Genomic DNA, 16,074 nt, shown 5'->3' with positions numbered 1-16,074 from the left:
TTGCACAAAAGGCTTTTTTTAAAATGGCGGGCTGGAAATATGGACAAGTATGCCAAAACGTGGGCGCCTCACGCTGAAATATGGGCGTGTACACTAAATTATGGGTTGTTGCACTACTGTTATTGTAAGTTGAAGATATTAAACCTTACAAGGAGGAATCATTATGAGCACTGCGAAACGTGCGTTAACGGCAGAAGATCTGAAACATATCGATGTCTGCAGTGATCCGCAATTGACACCAGATGGGGATGCCTATACATTTGTATCTACTGTTGCGAATGAAGAAAACGACTATGCCTCACAGATCTTTTTCCAGGCTGTAAATGAACAAGAGCCAAGACAGTGGACATTTGGAAATGCCAAAAACAGCCATCCGCGGTTTTCACCTGATGGCAAAAAAATCGTTTTCCAATCAACAAGGAGCGGGGTTCCGCAATTATGGCTGCTACATACTGACGGCGGTGAAGCCAGACAGCTGACTACATTCAAATATGGCGCTGTCAATCCTGAATGGTCGAAAGACGGCAGATACATTATTTTCAATGCCCCGCTGGAAAATGGTGAAGACGTCACCGTTCAGCACGAGCTGTCCAAAAATGAACGGGAGCAAGAACAAGAAGAAAAAAGTAAGCAGCCGCTTGTTATTAACCGTTTAAAATATAAATCAGATGCAAACGGATTTCATGATGATAAACGCAGTCAAATTATCCGGTTAGAAATGGAAAATATGACGTTTGAACAATTAACCTTCGTTGCCGCAGATCATAACGTTGAAGATTTTTCATCTGATGGAAATTATATTTTATTCAGCGCTAACCTCAGTGAGAATGAAGACTTCGAGCTAAAAAACGATCTTTACCTGTTAAATCTGAAAACAAAGGAAACGACAACATTAACCAATGGCAAGGGCCAATACGGCAGTGCACGTTTTTCACCAAACGGCGGAAAAATTGCTTGCTTTGGTCATGAGTTTGTTTATCAGGGAGCCACATTAAGCGATTTATATGTTCTTGATACTGAAACCGGCAACAGAACCTGCTTGAGCAGTGATTGGGACTTTCAATTAGGCGATGCCATGATTGGCGATACGCGAATGGGCCAATCCGAAAACGGTCCTGTCTGGAGCGACGATGAACAGCATCTGTATTTTCTCGGAACGGATTATGGGGCAACCGGTTTATACCAGACTGATCTGAATGGCGAGCTGAATGTGCTGTATAAAGATAACAGCCATGTTTTCGGATTTTCACATCATGATGGAGCATTTATCCTTGGTATCAGCACACCGGTTAATCCAGGCAACTTCTATCACATGAACAGTAAAGGACAACTGAACCGGTTAACCGATGCCAATCGGGAGCTACTGAATAATATTGAACTTAGCGAACCGGAATCATTGACGTTCAAGGCTGATGACGGCTGGGAAATTCAAGGCTGGCTTCTCCGCCCAATCGGATTTGAATCAGACAAAAAGTATCCATTTATCCTTGAAGTACATGGCGGACCGCATGCCATGTACGGACAGACATTTTTCCACGAACTGCAGCTGCTTGCTGCCCAAGGTTATGTCGTTTTATACACCAACCCGCGTGGAAGTCATGGATACGGCCAGACGTTTGTCGATGCCTGCCGTGAGGATTATGGCGGAAAAGATTATTCTGATTTGATGCGTGCAGTTGATTATGTACTGGATCAATATGACTTCATCGATCAGGAACGGCTTGGTGTGACAGGCGGCAGCTATGGCGGCTTTATGACAAACTGGATTGTCGGCCATACCAACCGGTTCAAGGCAGCCGTTACACAGCGCTGTATCAGTAACTGGCTTAGTTTCTACGGTGTGAGTGATATCGGATATTTCTTCACCAAATGGGAGCTGGGCAAAAACCTTCTGGAAGATCCGGCAAAATTATGGGAGTTCTCCCCTTTGAAGTATGCCGAAAACATTGAGACACCATTATTGATTGTGCATGGGGAAAAAGATTTCCGCTGCCCGATTGAGCAAAGTGAGCAAATGTTTGTGGCGTTAAAGCATTTACGGAAGGAAGTCGAATTTGTACGCTTCCCCGACGCCAACCATGAATTAAGCCGGAGCGGCAAACCGGATATGCGCATCGAACGGTTGAACCATATCACGCGCTGGTTTGACGAATATTTGTAAGGCTCTTTTTCACATCTTTGTTGCTTTACAACTACAGTTGATATAAAGTGAACCTTCATTCAGGGGGCAAAAACGCCTCCCTGAATAAAGGTTCACTTACTGCCAATCCGTATACTTTGTTAAAAACGAATTCATTCTATCAATATATTTTTCTTTCGCGACGACATAAGGCTCACCATGGCCGGCGTCATCCACTGTCATAAGTTCAGCTTCACTTTTCGTATTTTCATATAATATTTTCGACATTCTGGCAGGCACAAATGTATCATCAGTTCCATGGATATAAAGAATCGGCACCTCCGCTTTTTTGACCTGATCAAGGGCTGATGCTTCTTTCAGCGAATAACCTGCCCGGATATTTGTCACAACACTAGTGGATGGCAGAAACGGGAATGACGGCAGATTGTACATCCGGTCCATCTGATATGCGAACATGTCATATACGCTCGTGTATGGACTATCTGCAATTACAGCCTTCACATTATCAGGAAGCTCTTCACCCGCTGTCATCAGGACAGTCGCGGCACCCATTGACACACCATGCAAAATGATTTCCGTATCTTCTCCATATCTTTCAATAATCCGCTCGATCCAGTCCACATAATCCTTGCGGTCATGCCAGCCAAAACCGATATAGTCACCGCCGCTTGCGCCATGTCCGCGTGCATCGGCCGTAAATATGTTATAACCTTTTTGTTCATAATAGTATTGGCCGTACAGTCCCATATCCATCGCATTGCCCAGGTAGCCATGAGCCATCACGACGACCTTATTGGACGGTTCTTCCGATTCAAGAAAATAACCTTTCAATTCCAGTCCATCGCCCGAGGTCATCGTCCATTCGTCGAAGTCCTGCTCGTCAACCCATTTACGCCAATCACCTTCAAGCAGCACTTCCATCGTTTCCGCGGATACCTCCAAGTCTTCATTTCCCTGGAGAAAGTCCTTTTCACCACGGTCGATTGCTAAATTATAAAAATAAAAACTCGCGATAATATCTATAATTAACAGGACACTTAAAATCCCGATACCAATTTTCAGCCATGTCTTCCGTTTCACGTGATGCCCCCTCTCCAAATTTATTTCTCCATTTCTATTATACAAAAAATCATAAACGAATTGGTCTTTCGTTCAATGGTATTTCTTAGAAACTTACGAAAGATGCAGCAAAAAGCGAGCTGCAAAGGCTGCTCGCTTAACTTCATCATCGATGATTCTGATGTATATTTTATGCTGTCAAACATTAGTGGAACAGACCAGCCTCTTTGGATTTTTTCATCAGCCTGTCTGTATATTTATTAACCACATTTTTAAACAGAACACCGAATAACAGAAAACCGAGTCCAAATAACCCTAGAACGGCCATATCGTGTATTGCTGATTTCCATATAATGCCCCCGACTGCTTCACGCATTAGATCAATGGCATAGGTGAACGGAAGGAACGGATTGATTGCCTGGAAAAATTCAGGAAGCAAAGCAACCGGATATGTGCCACCCGCACCGGCAATTTGCAGTACAAGCAGGACAATGACCATTGCTTTTCCGACATCGCCAAAAAGCGAAACAAGCGTAAAGATAATCAGCATAAACACCAAGCTGATTAGCAAGCCAAATATCACAAACCAGACAGGATGTACCATGTAAGCATCAACAATAAACCGATCACCCAACGTTACAATGAGTGTCTGCAGCAATCCGATCGTAAGGAATGTGAACAACTTTCCAATGTAACGCTCCCTGCCGGTCAGTTCTTCCCCGCCATGAACGTCTGCGGCCAAGAGGGAAATCAGCAGCAGACCGCCAACCCATATAGCCAGGACAGTGTAGAATGGGGTCATCCCGGAACCATAATTCGGAATTGGAAAAAGCTCATTCTTGCTCAGCTTGACCGGTTCCTCAAAAAAGCTTCGTTCTGCTTCAGGATCATTCCGTAATAATTCAATAATTTCATTGATGTCTGTTTCACCCTGGATGTCACGGATTTTATCAGCAAGTTCATTAACTTTACTATTCACGTATGGATACTCACCGAGAATTGTATTCAGCATTTCCTGTCCCTCACCAATATGATCTTCGGTATTTGACAGGACTCGTTTCACCTCTGGAATCGTTGACTTGATTTCAGATAATACCCCTTCCGCATCGGATAGCGTCTGCTGGGCATTGTTGATTTTCTGTTTTACTGTTGGCTCAATATTTTCTTTATAATCTGTCAGGAAATCCCCTATTCTGTTTGCTGTATTGCCCGACAATCCTTCTAAATCGGTGATGACAGAATCAACTTCCTGTTTTTTGTCCTCAATGAATGCTGTAATATTTTGACCGTTCTGCCGCCCTTCTTCAAGAGCTCCCCGCAGTGTTTGCAATCTTTCTATGGCATCATCAATGACCTGATCCTGATTGCTGCCGTTGTTCGGGCCGTTATTTTCCAGACCGGTTGAATCCTCACTCCCCGCGTCACCGCTACCGTTCTGCTGCTTCTGATTCATCTCCTTCAGCTGCTTCAGCGTCTTCTCTATTTCATCGATACGGCTGATGGCATCGTTTAGTGAGCTATCGATGCTTTGCTGCAGCTCTTTACCCTTGCTGAAATCAATGTTCGTATTCCGAGCATCCTTAAGCAGTTTGTTTATGTCCTCGGCAGTCTCCTGTGCTTTTTTCAAATCCTTTTCAATTTTTGGCGCCATCTCATTCAAACGACTTTCAGCTTTTGACAGTAAATCAGTTGTCTCATTAACCGTTGCAAGACCGTTATTGGTTGTTCGCTCTGCTTCCGGAAGCATGTTTTGCGCTTTATTAATGATAGACTGGGCATCCTTCGTATCTTGCAGGCCGCCTGAAACCAACTCATGAATCTCCGGCAGTTTTTCCTCCATTTTAAAAACATAATCCTCGAACTTTTTGATATCGGGCAGATTTTTATTCAGCTCCACACCAATTTCATCAAACATATCAAAAATAACGCCATTTACAGTTGAGATGAAATTGCTGCTGACCTGCTCAACAATCGTACTGGCACCCTTATCTGTTATTTTCGGGGATATGGCATTAATTTTTTCATTGACATAGTATTCCATTCTGCTTTTTTCCGGATTGTCTGTGATGACCGTCGACAGTTTATTGGAGAATTTTTCCGGAATGATAATCACCGCAAAATAATTGCCATATTTCAGGTTTTGCATTGCTTTTTCACGGTTTGTAAAATGCCAATCCATTGAATCGTTGTCCTTGAGTGCATTGACAAGGTCGTCACCAACGTTGATCTTTTCGTCCCTGACCTGTCCTCCTGCATCTTCATTTACAACGCCGATTGGAATTTGGTCGGTCTGACTATATGGATCCCAGGAGGCCTTAATGTTAAACCATGCATATAATGATGGCAATATAATAATCCCCCCAATCAAAATAGCTGCAACCCAATTTCGTGTTATATTTTTCATATCACTCGAGTAAATTTTCCAGCCATTCTTCATGTTTAAACCCTCTTTGCTTCATATATTCATTGCAGTTTGAGTATTTATCATTATTCCATATTTAAACATTTTATCACTAACCATGTTGAAAGCAACTGGAAGACTTAATAATCCTATTATATCTTGGCTCAGGCCAAAAATAATGAATCTTGTAAAAAAACCTTCTCTGTGAAAGCGTTTTATCATATAATAGACGACAATATGAACTAAGGAGGAGATTGTTTGAAGCATACTTACTTTCTGACGGGGTATCCCGGCTTTCTCGCATCCAAACTGATCACACAACTCATTCATGACCACCGCAAAGACATTGAACAAATATACTTACTGGTTCTGCCTTCCCAACATGAAAATGCCTCTTCTCGTATTAAACACCTAGCTGAAAATATCGGGATTGACCCCTCATTATTCACCATTGTAACAGGCGATATAACTAGAGTGGAACTTGTTAACGACAATACGGCAAATCAGCAGTTGCAGGAAACGGTTACCCATGTTTTTCATCTTGCAGCCATTTACGATTTGGCGGTTCCCCGGGATATAGCGTTTAACGTCAATGTTAATGGAACCCGAAACCTCAATAATTGGGTTAAGACTTTGGATAACATTGAACGCTATATTTATTTCAGTTCAGCGTATGTATCGGGAACCCGTGAAGGAAAAATCTATGAAACAGAGCTTTCAAACGGTCAGTCATTCAAAAATCACTATGAGGAAACAAAATATCATGCTGAAGTGTTAGTGGAAGAGCTCAAAGCAGAAATTCCCATTACCATTATCCGTCCCGGAATCGTGAAAGGGCATTCCAGGAGCGGACAAACACTCAAGTTTGACGGCATTTACTTTATGCTGAATATGTTTGACCGGATTGGCTTTTTGCCGATTATTCCTTATCTTGGTGACGGCACGCCAGAGGGGAATTTCGTCCCCTATGATTATGTGCTGCAAGCCGCAAGTTATCTTTCCATAGCAGCAATTGGCAAAGGAAAAACATATCATCTGACAGATCCGAATCCGTATACGATGCGTCAATTGTATCAGATGATTTCCCGGGAATACCTCGGAAAAACACCAAAAGGCACAATCCCATTATCATGGTCAAAATGTTCCCTTTCAGTCGCGCCGCTGCGCAAATGGCTGCACGTTGAACAGGAGGCGATGGACTATTTTACAATCGACTCGAGCTTCGATACTTCAATAGCTGCGGCGGACTTGGCAGGAGCAGAGATTTCCTGCCCCGATTTCAAAGATACCGTTGGTGCAATGGTTCAATTCTATCGGAAGTATAAACACGACAAAAGCAGGCATATAAACGTTGTGTAAATTGAATCTTCAATCCATGGGGTATCCTACATTGATTATTAGATGAACGAATCGGACATTTAAAGGTTTCCTAACCTCCAGCATATAAGTGAACATGTGAGGTGGGAGTCCTACTGCTATTGGCATGCGGGATCATGCTTATCAGCGAAGTTATAAGAATTTTTTACTATTTTTCGAAAATGACAAGCTTTTCCAGTTTTTTTATAGTACAATAGGAAGGACAGGTATTGAGAGGATGCTTTTGAATGAAAGCAGCTAAAAAGTTAATTCTTTAGCTGGCGGCTTCACATCCCTTATGTGAAGGGGGCTGAAGATAGTGATCCCAATTGACAACGCTCTCGAGTTGATGATTATGTTTGGGACGCTCGTAGTGTTAATTGCCGGTTCAAATGACAAAAAGTAATACACCGCCGATTCTTTTTCCGAATTCGGAGGGCATTACTTTTTTTGAACTCTGATTAAAGCCGCCATTCTCAACAGATATCTGTCGCGAGTCGCAAGTTGCAGCTTGCGACTCGTTTACGGCTTGAAAAAACAGCCAATTCTATTCTATTTATGTGTAACAGTAATTATTCATGATAAATTTTCTCATTTGTGGGACAATCTATCCCAGAATGGTCCTTAAGGTCTGAAAAAACAACCCAAACCAAACTTTTGTCTTAATTCTATTGTATCATGACTGTTACCCGAAATCCATCATAGATAATCCAAAATTTGCTTCCATTCCTCAAACTTCTCATTAAAGCTCTTCGTATAACGCCCCGGGATTGGGCTGGTCGATGGCAATTTAATGACATTGGCTTGATTTGGTTTGAAATAACGCCTGAACGTGTCATATGACTTTGATCCATTGCAGGCGATCAGCCGGATGGACGGATGCTCGTTAAGCAATCCATTAATATCGTTCGGCTGTTCATCCACGATATTCTTGTCCAGGCTGCCCTCGCGATAACATCTGCCGATTATATCCCATAAAGCAATATGATGATTTTTAATAAATGCTATTTTGTCTTCGTATTGCCGATCCATTTCCTTATTAAACAGCCCGTAAATGATTTGCCAAAAATGATTGCGCGGATTACCGTAATATTCCTTTTTCTTCAATGAAACGCCGCCCGGCATTGACCCGAGGATAAGCGCTTTTGGTGTTTCCGGCAAAACCGGTTCAAATGAAAATAATTGCTCAGTCATAAACAAATCCCTTACTTTCTATATTACCGTAAGTGAACAAGTTCAACCTTAAATGATTTCTACAGAAGGATTTCCATTTGAGACGGCTAAATAATATATTTTTCATTGTTCATCATCCAATTCTCTCAAGTCTTCGTCCCCCAACCGGTCGGTCCTAAGCTGGCCGATAAACAATGCTAAAGTCCGTTCGTTTATCCAGTTCGTTCCCCACACATCATCGTTGGCAATCATCGTCCCCATCAGCCAAATCCGCCTTGCTGTAATAAATAGCGGAAGGCTGCGAACATCATCTCCCGACAAATCGCGCACGGCCAAATAACCTTTTAGAAAGGATTCCCAATATTCTTCTTCCAAATTTTTATAGTTATTTTTCAGATCCCACCAGGAAACGGCAATATCATAGGCGCGATATCCGATGGCACAATCGTCAAAATCGAATACATCAATTTCGCCGTCACGAATATGCATATTATGATTATAAAAATTACCGTGGCATAACCCTTTTTCAAGATCGTATCGTGCCAGGTCAGCTTTCGTATTTTCCACAACCGTATGTAAAATCGCAACAGCCTGGCTGCCAAGATACCTCTCGACCACTGGCGAAATAACCGCTGCCGGTTCGTCGAGCAAATGGTTTGTATCCAGCTCAAAACCGCGCTCATGACTTGAGGAGAATCCGGAAGTCAATTCATGCATACGACCAAGCGTTGCACCGATCACTTCTGAATTTTCCACATTGATTTGCGGCCGCTCCCCTTCCGAATAAGTGAAGAGCACACCATACCGCAAACCCTCCGGCGCCATTACTTCTGATAAATAGTCACCGCGAGACATTTTAATCGGGTATGATGCGCGGAAACCCTGGGTATGCAAATGACTCACTGCATCCAATTCAAACAAAATCGCTTCTTCATCCCGATGTCGGGATCGGTAAAGCCTGAAAATATATTTTTCTTCATTCTGGTTCGTTATGAGATATGTATCATTTTTTCCGCGGGCCAGTAAATCACATTGAACATCACCCGCCAAATCATACGTTTCAGCAAGCTGTTTAATCGTTTCCGTATCAATTAATGAATGCCTGACGTTAATGTGCAAAACAAGAATCCTCCAATACGCTTCTGTCCGTGTTTCCGGGGCTCGCGCCTAAAGCTTCATACCGGCGGGCATCCTGCTATTTTTCTTCATAAGCACCATAATCATCCCCATAATATCGGTTGTAGCGTGCTGTGAACTTTTGAAACAAGAAAACAGCAAGGACCTTCAGGATTGCATAGCCCGGAATACCGAGAATGACACCAACAACACCGAACAGATTCCCTGCAACCAATAATACGATGATAATGGTTAGCGGGTGGACCTGCATTGTCTTACCCATAACGTTCGGTGAAACAAAATTCCCCTCCAGAAACTGAACGGCGGCCCAAACAATTCCCAGCTTCAACAGCATAATCGGGGAATGGACAATCGCAATGATAATCGCCGGAGTTATCGCAATCATAGGACCCAGATAAGGTACAACACTCGTGATAGCGGCGACAATGGCAAGCGTGATGGCATAATCAAGACCAATGATCAAATAGCCGATGTATAATAGAATGCCTATACACGAAGCGACAATAATCTGTCCCTGAATATAGGAGCCTACTTGAACATCCATATTGTGGAGAATCTGGTTAGCTTCGTCCCTGTATTTAGGCGGCAGTAACTTCAGGCAAAATCGTTTAAATCGGTCTCCGTCTTTTAGCAAAAAAAACAAAATAAATGGAAAGGTGATTATGGCTACCACTACACTGGTGATGGTGCTGGCGACATTTTGCACCCCTTCGACTGCCCCGCCGAGGTGCTCGGTGATTCTGCTCGTTACGTCACTCAAGTTTGATGTGAACCAGGTATAACCCTGTTCATAGTAAGGTGCCAGGAAAGAATTTTGAATCCAGTTGTCAATACCTTCACCCATTTGCTGCAGATAAGTCGGAAATTTGGATGCTAAATCCTTTACCTGCGTCTCAATAGCGGGCGCCGTCAGCAAAATCAAACCGGTCAACAGCCCGCTGATGCCGAGGATAATGATGATGATTCCCCAGATACGATTAATATGTCCACGTTCCAGCAGGTTAACAATCGGATTCAGTAAATAATAGGCAATAAAGGCTAATATGACCGGCGGCAGTACGGTTGACAGTACGGTCAAAATCGGATTGAAAATGAACGAAACTTTTGTGTAAATAAAGATGATGATTCCGATCAAAATTAACAAGGTCAGACCGAATAGCAAATCACGGCCGCCAATAAACCTCATGAATCTGCTTGTTTTCATAATGCACCGCCCCTCCTTGATATACAAATTATAGATGATATTGCGAAAAATTTCCATAATCCTTTTCTCTACATGGAAAATATCAAGAACAGCGGAATTGCAACGGTAAAAGCATTCAAATATAAAGGGGCTCAATTACAAAAAACCAGCTTCCAATGGGAAACTGGTTTATCACTTTAGTGGTTTGCAGCCACAATTGCCGTATTTTTTGAAATAAAAAGTTTTAAAACCACCACTTCGCCAAGTGGGTGTTTGCAGGAACCTTCCTGTCTTCCACTCAAAGGAGGCACGACATTTGAGTCCCGATGTAAAACTCCCTATTCATCAGTTAGAGGTTAAAACTTATTATAAATACGAACATTGCAGCCTGTATTTATATACTACACTTTGAGGGTAAAAAAATCAATGGGAAATTTTCCCTTAAATTTGTGGATGTATGGACTAACCTTCAAAAAAGCAATTCATACACTTTTCTTAATTGACTGGCCCGCGCATCATCTTGCGCGTTCCTGGCATAACTCAATTCCTTCTCTACGACCGCATCGAGATATGCCATTTGTTCTTCACCAAGGGTTCGCACAAATTCCTCTTCATTTTTAAAGTTATTATGCTCAAGTTTATCTGTAATTTGCTTCATCATAGCATTATCATGATGATTTGCCAGTGCTTCATGCAGATAGGCCAACGTGTTGTCGATGATTCTCACCCTAATTCTTTCGTTGATGCCGCAGTTAGATTTTCGTGTTTTTCTTTTTGGCACGCTGCTCCAGCTGACTGTCCGGCCGCTGATCCGCCACGTCCTCGCTCAGTCCTTGTTTGTTAATGCTTGATTTGACCTGATTCTTACTCCTGTTGTCTTTTTTCTCAGCCATAAAAACACCTCCAGAATGTAGTATTTCTGAATTTAACGTGTTTTATGCTGTGAAGACATCAGCCGGCACTTTGGCTTATTGTTTTAGAAACGGATCTGAATCGTCTCACCTCTCTACCTCTCACCAAGTGCCTCATACTTATCACGCAAGGTCCGTTTCAGCACCTTTCCGCTCGGATTTTTCGGCATTTCATCTGTAAAGTTCACACATTTCGGAACTTTGAAATTTGACAATCGTTTCCGGCAAAATTCTATGACTGCTTCTTTAGTCAGTTTCGCGCCCTCTTTTAGCACAATGATAGCGGTAACGGCTTCAATCCAATAGGCGTCCGGAATGCCGATAACTGCTACCTCAGCCACCCCGTCAATCTGATAAACGGTTTCCTCGACTTCACGGCTCGATACGTTGACACCGCCTGTATTGATCATATCTTTTTTGCGGTCGATTATCGTAATATAACCTTCCTCGTCCATCACGCCTAAATCACCGCTGTGAAACCAGCCATTCTTAAACACTTCAGCTGTTTTTTCCGGATCGTGCAAATAACCCTTCATCGTATGTGGGGTTCGGTGAACAATCTCGCCGACATCACCCCGCTCAACCTGATTGCCGCCATCATCCACAATTTTTGTCTGCACGTTTAGTGTCGGAACACCGGCAGATCCGAGCTTTCGCAACTGATCTTCCGGCTGCAGTGCTGTGGCAAGCGGCGCCACCTCGGTTTGTCCATAGAAATTCCAGAATTTGGCATTTGGCAGCCGCTCCGCAAGCTCTTTTAAAATTTCCCGCGGCATAATCGCCGCACCATAATAACATTTTTTCAAAGTAGACAAATCGCGTTTATCAAAATCCGGATTCCGTAAAAGTGCAATCCAGACTGTCGGTGGTGCAAACAATTGGGTTGCACCTTCTTCTTCAATTGTCTTTAAAATAACTTCCGGATTCGCTTCGCCTAATATAATGCCGCTCGCCCCAAGATAAATACTTGGCCCGAGAAACACATGGAGCTGTGCACTGTGATAAAGTGGCAGCGCATGGACAAGCACATCGCCTGCATTCATTTTTCCATCAACAATACAGCTGACATATTCACTGACCAGGCTTTTATGGGATAGCATCACCCCTTTTGGACGCGATTCCGTTCCGCTCGTGTACAGAACATGAGCAAGATCGTCATCATCAACCGCCACATCCACAAGCTCAGTCGGCTGATTCTCACGTGCATCAGACAATGAAAGCCACTCCGCAAGATCACCATCATACGTGCCAAGTGTCTCCATTAAATAGCGATGCCTGATGTCCAGCCTTCCTGCTGATTTATCCAGCACCGGTGCATATTCTTCCGACGCAATAAACGCACTGACCTCAGCATGTTCCAAAATATACTGCACATCCTCGCTGGACAACATATAATTGATTGGAATCATGACCGCACCCATGCGTGCCAAAGCAAAATTCACGATAACAAAATCCAGGCTGTTCCGGGACATGACCGTTACCATGTCACCTTTTTTCATGCCATCATTCATAAAAGCCCGTGCAGTCTGATTGACAAGGTCATCCAATTCTGCATAATTCAGCCGCTGACCTTTGTAGACGACCGCGAACTTTTCAGGCATCCGGTCACGCGTCCGCGCCAGTAAATCCCCGAGCGTATTCCGCCTTGCTCTGTTCAACATCTCGCCAAGATCATCAGATACATTTGTTTCCATATTCATAACGCCACTCCTCAAATGAATTTTAGATGACTCAAGCATCGAATATTCTTTCTATTAGTTTAATTCAGATAATATTGGATAGCAAGCGTGAAATATAGCTTTTTTAGTTGTGAACCTGTGGAATAGAAAAGGTGCAACGACTTTTTTATCGCGTCGCGCGAAATTGGAGGGTCTTCGCGCGATATCTTGGGGGAGTCGCGCGAAATTGGAGGATCCTTGCGCGAAATTCATGAAAGTCGCGCGAAATCATGCCAACTTCGCGCGAATTGCTCAATCCCCCCTCAATTAGCGATCCTGCCGTAAAATCAATTAAAAATCGCGAAATCTTGGAATTTTATAGTACGCTAAACATAAAAAAGATGGCGCTGTAAAAAGCACCATCCCCTTTTATCGGTCTAAAATAACTCGTGTGTTTCCAAACATATCGTGTATCCCCTGTTTTTGCGCGCCGAACGCGACAAACAGATATAGGAGATTTGTAAACCAGAACACGCGGTGAATAAATCGTCCGACCACTTCCCGGAAAATCAGATCGCTCCATTCCAGCGGACCCCTGTCTTCACGGACAACCCGCAGACCAAAAATCATTTTCCCAATTGTTTTCCCGAAAAATTTTGTCATCAGCAAAAAGTATAAGTACAACACAATTGCTCCGATGATACCCGCTGCAGTCCAAAGCCCGATGTCCATCCCATTGCCATCATTGATAAATTTAAACGGACTAAGCAGGATGCCGTTAATGCTGAACACAATAATCAAGTCAGCCAGATACGCCCAGAAGCGCATCCAAAATCCGGCATAACGCTGTTTTACGACTTCAGTAGCTTGTGTTTCATATGTTTCCTGATTTTCACTCATAACGGCACCTCCTTATTTCGAATATAAGTACATCGCACGCGGGCCATCTGTTTGCTGCAGCAGATCCTGAATAGCCATCAGATTCTGATCTTCATTATTGAACATGCTTTTTACCTGGCCGCCAAGGAACGATTCCCATGCATAGCCGCCTTGATATTTAACAACTTGCGCATTTGGCCATTCGAAGTCTTTCTTCATCATGGCAGTTGTATCTTCCAGTGTACCGAGTCCATCAACAAGTCCGTTATCAGCTGCCTGCTGCCCGGTATATACACGGCCGTCTCCCAGCTCACGTACTTTGGATTCTGACATATCACGACCATCAACAATGACCTGAACAAAATCAGCATACATGTCATCAATCATTGTCTGCAGAATATCACGCTCTTCATCGGTCATTTTCCTTGTCGAGGACATGATATCTTTAAATTCCCCGCTCTTGATCGTGTTCATATCAATTCCGAGCTTATCGGCCAATTCCGTAAAGTTATAGCTTTGCATAATAACCCCGATCGAGCCGGTCAATGTTGCCGAATGTGCGACAATTTTATTTGCCGGGGCTGACACATAATAGCCGCCTGAAGCCGCCGTGTTCCCCATAGAAACGTAGACAGGTTTATTATGTTCTTCTCTTATCTCAACGATCTTATCATGAATCTCATCACTCTCCACGACGCCCCCGCCCGGTGAATTGACGCGTAGAACAACGCCTGAGACGGATCGGTCTTCACCTACATGTTCTAATTTTTTCAGGAACCGGTCATGGTTATAACCGCCTGAATTCAGGACGGAGGCTGTGGACGTGTCCTGGATAACTCCGTCAAGCTCGACAATCGCAATTTTCTTTCCGGTGCCTTCTTCAACGACTTTTTCCTGAAATGGCTGATCAGGCATGTCGAACAGAGCTTCTACATCTGTTGAGAATAAACTGCTCATGAACCTGAATCCTATCGAAACGACAAGTAAAACGACTGCAATTCCCAGTGCAATCCAACGTGTTTTGTTCAATCTGGTGTCCTCCAATTCGTTGTGTAAATATGTATATCACCATGATACTACATTTTTTGCCAAATCGTAATGGGAAGGTATGCAAACGGCTTTCTGCTAAATATCAAGATTCTCCAACGCAGCTTTTAAGTTGGTCAGATCCTCTTCGGTCAGAGTGACCCCTTTACCCATTTTCGTTTTATCCGGGGACCAGTCCCTCAGATCGTATTTCGGATCACGTCCGTTCCAGCTGACTAAGTTCAGTTCTTTTGTCCAGCCTTTTGGTGATTCGGACAGTTGTGCGACATGTTCAACAATTTCATATTTGATATCAGCCATATTGATTCCTCCATAACATTTAGAAGTAGAATTTCATTTGCTGCAACAGCCCTTCAGTACACTTCATAATTCTGGCCGGTTTGTGCGCCTTCCACACTTTTAACATAAGCTCTTGCTACTCGGTCTGCCGGTACCGGTGTGAATCCGGCAAAAAAATCACCCAGTTTATCCCAGGATTCCTGAATAATATTAGGGCTGACACAGTTAATCCGGATTTCGCGCGGCATTTCAATCGCTGCTGCCTTAACGAATGCTTTGACACCGCCATTTGCCATAGCAGCAGAGGCACCCATTGGAATCGGATCATCCATCATGACGCCGGTCGTTAGCGTGAAACTGCCGCTGTCGTTTAAATATTCCTGGCCAAGAAGCACCAGATTTATCTGACCTTTCAGCTTACTTTGAATCCCTTTTTCGTTCAGTTCGGGTGTTAAATCAGAAACAGCCTTGAAATTCGCTCCACCCGAAGCATTAATAACGGCATCAACGCGGCCGATCGTTTTGTACATGTCCGCAATACTGTCCGGTGACATAATGTCAACCGAGACATCCGCGCCGTTTCTTCCCGCACGGAGAACCTCATGATTCGGCTCCAGAGCTTCCGTTACTTTTTGTCCGACTGTTCCGCTTGCCCCTACAATGAGTATACGCATTCGAATGCATCCCCTTTCTATTGCTCAGAAATAGATTTTTGTGCTCCGTTTGGCACGTTTTTTCCCTTTCGGCGGACGGTACCCCCGTTCATAGATTCTGCCTTTTGACATACCGCACTTCCTTAGAAATATATCCATCTCTTCCGTATCATATGTCTTTAAAGCCTCGATTAAAAT

At 43.4% G+C, this 16,074-nt stretch carries 14 protein-coding genes and 1 other RNA gene; 2 read left to right on the top strand and 13 right to left on the bottom strand.

Annotation, left to right across the window (positions count from 1 at the left end; all coding sequences use genetic code 11):
* Nucleotides 1-163: 163 nt before the first annotated feature.
* On the top strand, nt 164-2,161 hold the full coding sequence (locus tag VK097_RS06485) for a S9 family peptidase (protein WP_324210991.1): 1,998 nt from the start codon (nt 164-166) through the stop codon (nt 2,159-2,161).
* Nucleotides 2,162-2,257: 96 nt separating this feature from the next.
* On the opposite strand, the gene VK097_RS06480 is transcribed toward VK097_RS06485, so the two are convergent.
* Both VK097_RS06480 and VK097_RS06475 read right to left on the bottom strand, forming a co-directional pair.
* Entirely contained in the window at nt 2,258-3,220 is a 963-nt protein-coding gene (locus tag VK097_RS06480; protein WP_324210990.1) for an alpha/beta hydrolase, read from the bottom strand.
* Nucleotides 3,221-3,404: 184 nt separating this feature from the next.
* Nucleotides 3,405-5,636 carry a YhgE/Pip domain-containing protein gene (locus VK097_RS06475; RefSeq protein ID WP_324210989.1) on the bottom strand — a complete coding sequence of 744 codons (2,232 nt, stop codon included), beginning with the start codon at nt 5,634-5,636 and terminating at the stop codon, nt 3,405-3,407.
* 222 nt (nt 5,637-5,858) lie between these two features.
* Here VK097_RS06475 and VK097_RS06470 point away from each other — a divergent pair, with 222 nt between their 5' ends.
* The gene (locus tag VK097_RS06470; RefSeq protein ID WP_324210988.1) at nt 5,859-6,959 is read left to right on the top strand and encodes an SDR family oxidoreductase; all 1,101 of its coding nucleotides are present in this window, start codon (nt 5,859-5,861) and stop codon (nt 6,957-6,959) included.
* Between the two features lie 696 nt (nt 6,960-7,655).
* Here the strand turns inward: VK097_RS06470 and VK097_RS06465 are convergent.
* The 11 genes from VK097_RS06465 to VK097_RS06415 form a co-directional block, all read right to left on the bottom strand.
* On the bottom strand, nt 7,656-8,150 hold the full coding sequence (locus tag VK097_RS06465; protein ID WP_324210987.1) for a DNA-deoxyinosine glycosylase: 495 nt from the start codon (nt 8,148-8,150) through the stop codon (nt 7,656-7,658).
* 102 nt (nt 8,151-8,252) lie between these two features.
* Nucleotides 8,253-9,248: a phosphotransferase enzyme family protein gene (locus tag VK097_RS06460; RefSeq protein WP_324210986.1), complete on the bottom strand. Its 996-nt coding sequence runs from the start codon at nt 9,246-9,248 to the stop codon at nt 8,253-8,255.
* 76 nt (nt 9,249-9,324) lie between these two features.
* A complete protein-coding gene (locus tag VK097_RS06455) occupies nt 9,325-10,470 on the bottom strand; it encodes an AI-2E family transporter (protein ID WP_324210985.1) in 1,146 nt (381 codons plus the stop codon).
* 183 nt (nt 10,471-10,653) lie between these two features.
* Nucleotides 10,654-10,842, bottom strand: a non-coding RNA gene (gene ssrS, locus VK097_RS06450) — 6S RNA.
* A gap of 76 nt (nt 10,843-10,918) precedes the next feature.
* On the bottom strand, nt 10,919-11,230 hold the full coding sequence (locus VK097_RS06445; protein WP_324210984.1) for a sporulation protein: 312 nt from the start codon (nt 11,228-11,230) through the stop codon (nt 10,919-10,921).
* Entirely contained in the window at nt 11,202-11,342 is a 141-nt protein-coding gene (locus tag VK097_RS06440) for a small, acid-soluble spore protein L (protein WP_324210983.1), read from the bottom strand. Before VK097_RS06440 ends, VK097_RS06445 begins: the two co-directional genes overlap by 29 nt.
* A gap of 113 nt (nt 11,343-11,455) precedes the next feature.
* Entirely contained in the window at nt 11,456-13,054 is a 1,599-nt protein-coding gene (locus tag VK097_RS06435; RefSeq protein WP_324211052.1) for a fatty acyl-CoA synthetase, read from the bottom strand.
* A gap of 393 nt (nt 13,055-13,447) precedes the next feature.
* Nucleotides 13,448-13,918, bottom strand: coding sequence for an RDD family protein (locus VK097_RS06430; RefSeq protein WP_324210982.1), 471 nt, complete (start codon nt 13,916-13,918; stop codon nt 13,448-13,450).
* Between the two features lie 12 nt (nt 13,919-13,930).
* Nucleotides 13,931-14,926: a signal peptide peptidase SppA gene (sppA, locus tag VK097_RS06425; RefSeq protein WP_324210981.1), complete on the bottom strand. Its 996-nt coding sequence runs from the start codon at nt 14,924-14,926 to the stop codon at nt 13,931-13,933.
* Nucleotides 14,927-15,022: 96 nt separating this feature from the next.
* Nucleotides 15,023-15,244, bottom strand: a complete 222-nt coding sequence (locus VK097_RS06420; RefSeq protein ID WP_324210980.1) for a YdbC family protein — start codon at nt 15,242-15,244, stop codon at nt 15,023-15,025.
* Nucleotides 15,245-15,297: 53 nt separating this feature from the next.
* Complete coding sequence (locus tag VK097_RS06415; protein ID WP_324210979.1) at nt 15,298-15,897, bottom strand: short chain dehydrogenase; 600 nt, start codon at nt 15,895-15,897, stop codon at nt 15,298-15,300.
* Nucleotides 15,898-16,074 lie beyond the last annotated feature (177 nt).

Origin of the sequence: Lentibacillus sp., from assembly GCF_035301675.1 — a bacterium.
In the GTDB taxonomy this organism is placed as follows: domain Bacteria; phylum Bacillota; class Bacilli; order Bacillales; family Amphibacillaceae; genus Lentibacillus.
This window is presented reverse-complemented; position numbering and strand designations above follow the sequence as displayed.

Bases quoted from the DNA above. Each gene is read 5' to 3' on its own strand.
- VK097_RS06485 (WP_324210991.1), top strand. From the start codon at position 164: ATGAGCACTGCGAAACGTGCGTTAACGGCAGAAGATCTGAAACATATC.
- VK097_RS06475 (WP_324210989.1), bottom strand. From the start codon at position 5,636: ATGAAGAATGGCTGGAAAATTTACTCGAGTGATATGAAAAATATAACA.
- VK097_RS06465 (WP_324210987.1), bottom strand. From the start codon at position 8,150: ATGACTGAGCAATTATTTTCATTTGAACCGGTTTTGCCGGAAACACCA.
- VK097_RS06455 (WP_324210985.1), bottom strand. From the start codon at position 10,470: ATGAAAACAAGCAGATTCATGAGGTTTATTGGCGGCCGTGATTTGCTA.
- VK097_RS06440 (WP_324210983.1), bottom strand. From the start codon at position 11,342: ATGGCTGAGAAAAAAGACAACAGGAGTAAGAATCAGGTCAAATCAAGC.
- VK097_RS06435 (WP_324211052.1), bottom strand. From the start codon at position 13,054: ATGGAAACAAATGTATCTGATGATCTTGGCGAGATGTTGAACAGAGCA.
- VK097_RS06430 (WP_324210982.1), bottom strand. From the start codon at position 13,918: ATGAGTGAAAATCAGGAAACATATGAAACACAAGCTACTGAAGTCGTA.
- VK097_RS06420 (WP_324210980.1), bottom strand. From the start codon at position 15,244: ATGGCTGATATCAAATATGAAATTGTTGAACATGTCGCACAACTGTCC.
- VK097_RS06415 (WP_324210979.1), bottom strand. From the start codon at position 15,897: ATGCGTATACTCATTGTAGGGGCAAGCGGAACAGTCGGACAAAAAGTA.